Source organism: Candidatus Palauibacter australiensis (assembly GCA_026705295.1).
GTDB lineage: Bacteria > Gemmatimonadota > Gemmatimonadetes > Palauibacterales > Palauibacteraceae > Palauibacter > Palauibacter australiensis.
The window spans coordinates 1-3,481 of record JAPPBA010000127.1; the positions used below are offsets into that span (position 1 = coordinate 1).

2 protein-coding genes are annotated in these 3,481 nt (G+C 68.5%); both read left to right on the forward strand.

Features of this window, described 5'->3' with window-relative positions; all coding sequences use genetic code 11:
* The coding region (locus tag OXN85_09965) for a M66 family metalloprotease (GenBank protein MCY3600279.1) at positions 1-2,201 on the forward strand (2,201 nt) is incomplete at its 5' end.
* An 874-nt stretch (positions 2,202-3,075) separates the two neighbouring features.
* The coding region (locus tag OXN85_09970) for a hypothetical protein (protein MCY3600280.1) at positions 3,076-3,481 on the forward strand (406 nt) is incomplete at its 3' end.

Sequence of the window (3,481 nt, forward strand, 5' to 3'; positions counted from 1 at the left end):
TGGTGTCCGGCTACGGCCTTCCTGACCGGCTGCCGGCGGTGCTCGACGACGACGACAAGTGGACGAACGGCGACGATTGGAGCAACAACGGGAACTGGCTGACCGACGCGCCGCTGGACGACTGGCACGGCGTGACCGCGGACACGGCCGACATGGTGTTGGGGCTGGAACTCGCGGACAACGATCTGTCGGGCATTCTCCCGTTGGAGACCGGGGATCTGGCGCACCTCAGGACGCTGGTGCTTGGCGGCAACGCCGGATTCGGCGGAGAAGTGCCGGAGCGGATGCTACGGCTGGCCCTGATATCGACACTGCGGCTTGAGGGCACCGGGCTCTGCCTGCCGGGCGCGAAGCCGTTCCGGGATTGGCTCGGGCTGATCGAGGATGCGGAGGTGGAACTTTGCCCGGACGATCACGGCAACGATCCCGGGGGCGCGACCGTGGGCAAACTCGGCGAACGATTCGAGGGCAGAATCGAGAGCGCCGGGGACGAGGACTGGTTCCGGCTCGAAATTGCCGGGGCTGGGGCGCTGACCCTGGAATCCGAGGGCGACGCCGATCTCATCGGCGCGCTCTACGATGGCCGGAACCAGCTCATGGGCTTGGATGACGAGGGCTCCGACGTGCGGCTCTTCACCAATGTCCGTCCCGGTCCACACTACGTTCGGGTGCTCGGGCTCCAAAGGGAGAGCCGGGGGGGCTACTCGATCAGGAGTTCCCTCGAACCACGGGCCCCGGCGGTGGACGCGTACCTCACGCAACCCGTGCAGTCTCACGACTTCGGGGTGCCGCTGGTGGCGGACGAGGAGGCGCTGCTGCGGGTGTTCGTGATGGCCGACTCGGGGGTCGTCGCGTCGATGCCGCCGATCCGGGCGATGTTCTACCGGGGGGAGGCCGAGACGCATTCGGTCCTGATCGACGGGAGCTCGCAACAGGTCCCATGGGAGATGGCCGAGGGAGACCTGGACCGGACGGCGAACGCCGTGGTGCCGGCCCGCGTCATCGTTCCCGGCACGGAGATGGTGGTCGAGGTGGACCCGGACGGCACGCTGGACCCGTCGCTGGGGATCGGCGGACGGATTCCGGCCGAAGGCCGCATGGCGCTCGACATCCGCACGATGCCGCCCTTCAACGTCACGGCGGTGCCGTTCCTCTGGGATGAGAAACCCGACTCGTCGGGGTTCAAGGTCGCGCAGGAGCTCACGGCGGAGCACGAGCTGTTCTACGAGACCCGCGAGTGGCTGCCCGTCGCCGACATAACCGTCGCGGTGCGCGAGGCGGTGTTCGTGGACTACGACCCGAAGGAGCGCATCGACCGGGTGCTGGGCGATCTCGCGCTGCTGTACACGGCAGACGGCGCGTCCGGCCACTACATGGGCGTGCCGCCGTGGATCGACGGGGGCGCCATCGGCGTTGCGTACATTGGAAGCCATCTGAGCGTATCGCGGCTCGATGGCCACACCGTCGCGCACGAGTTCGGGCACAATTTGTCGCTGAGCCATTCTCCCTGCGGCGGCCCCCAGGGCGTCGACGGGAGATTCCCCCACCCCGGCGGACGGATCGGAGCCTGGGGATACGACCGGTTGGCCGGCACGCTCGTCGAGCCGACGGCCACCGACCTCATGACGTATTGCCGCGCCAACGACTGGATCAGCGACTACAGCTATAAGAAGGCGCTCCACTACCGGAATCCGAGCGCCCCGGCGAGCGGCGAGCGGAGTTTCCAGCGGACGTTGGTGGTGCGCGGCGGCGTCGAGGAGGGCCGCTTGAGCATCGAGCCCGCGTTCGTGTTGGACGCGCCGCCCGCGTTGCCCGAGCGGGGCGGGCCTTACCGGCTGGTCGGCTCCGACGACCGCGGCGACGAGTTGTTCGAGCTCCGGTTCGCGATGCACCAGGTCGCCGACGCCGAGACCCCCGGCGCCGCCGGGTTCGTCTTCGCGATTCCGGTGAGGGACGAGTGGGCCGGGACTCTGGCAACGATCACGCTCGCCGGGCCGGAAGGATCCGTCGCGCTGGAGGCCGGGGACACGTCGCGACCGGCCACTACACTCGTTCTGGACGCGGCGACCCGCCGGATCGTGGCGATTCTCCGGGACTCGCCGGAAGGACAGGTCGCGGCCGATGGCGCTGGCGTGGGCCTTCCCTCGACCACGACGCTCGTGAGCAGCGGAATTCCGAGTCCCCTCGACTGGCGGCGATAAACGGGGCGGACGGGGTGGCTGGTTGACCCGTCGACTGCGCACGCTTCGAGGCGACCGAGCACCGTCAATCGCGCCCAAGAACATGCCCGTCCCGGAGTGCCCCCGCCGGGGCTGGCTCACGACCCTTACTGGTCGGGAGCCAGCCGACGCAGTGTTGAACACTGCGGCTGGCGAGGGGAGCGCTCCGCCCCCCCTCCGGACCCCCCGGCTTTTCGCGCCGCTCGCGGAGCGGCGGCCGCGCGGGGGCGGCGCCCCCGAACCCCGCCTACGGTGCGCTCCCGGTCGATGGGCCGGCACTTCCGGTCTGCGGTCCGCTGCCCCGGAGGTTTGAAGCGACTCACGGTCCTGCCGGGAATTTCCCGCCAAGCCAGTTGCGTAAATCTCCCGTCACGGATACCGGGTTTTTCCCGGTTTTATGCTGCCGAGCGCCCCCGCAGCTTTCTTGGACCTTGATGTGATCCGTCGGTGAGGCGAAAATGGCGATCCCGTAACGGTACGGTAGCTGTGCGAACCAAGCCACGAGGCCTACCTCACGGGCACTCGTGCTCTCGCCGCCGAGGCCTTCCGAACGGACGTCCCCGGCGTGCATGCCGCCGTCCGCCCGCGGGTGGCCACAAGGTAATTCCATGAAGACATTTGCATACGACAACAACGGACATGCCCGCGCGGTCCCGCGATCCGTCCATGACCGCGGGACCGCGGCACCCGGCCGGCGTGCGGAGAGACGGACGGCCATCGAGAGCCTCCTGAACCGTGCCTTGGCCGTCGAGTTGATAAACAGGAGGACCCGCGAAGCAGACCCGGCTTATGAACGGATCCCCTGCGGACGGCTCGGCGGCGCCTGCGCGGACCGGATGGGGGAGGAGTGCGCCGCGTGTTCCGGCGCGTTGTTCATCGGCTCATGATCCCGCATGAAATCGGAAACGCTCCCGGGGGGCGATCGCCGCTCACGGATTTCGTCTTCGCTCTCACCGTCGTGGTCCTAGCCATGATGCCCGTCATGGCGAGCGACCGGGACGCGGATTCGATCACGGCCCATGCCTCCCTCCAAGGCGAGGATCGCGAGCTGCGGATCGAGCGGACCCATGTTGATATCGTGTTGCCATCGGCTGATGACGGAGTGATCGGGGAGGAGGCTGCCCGGTGGCTGGATCATTGGAGGACCGAGGGACGGGATCCGGTGCGGCGCGGCCTGAAGCGAATGGGCAGGTACGAGGACTACATTGCCGCCGAACTGGCGGCGCGGGACCTGCCGCCCTCGCTTCGCTACCTCCCCCTCA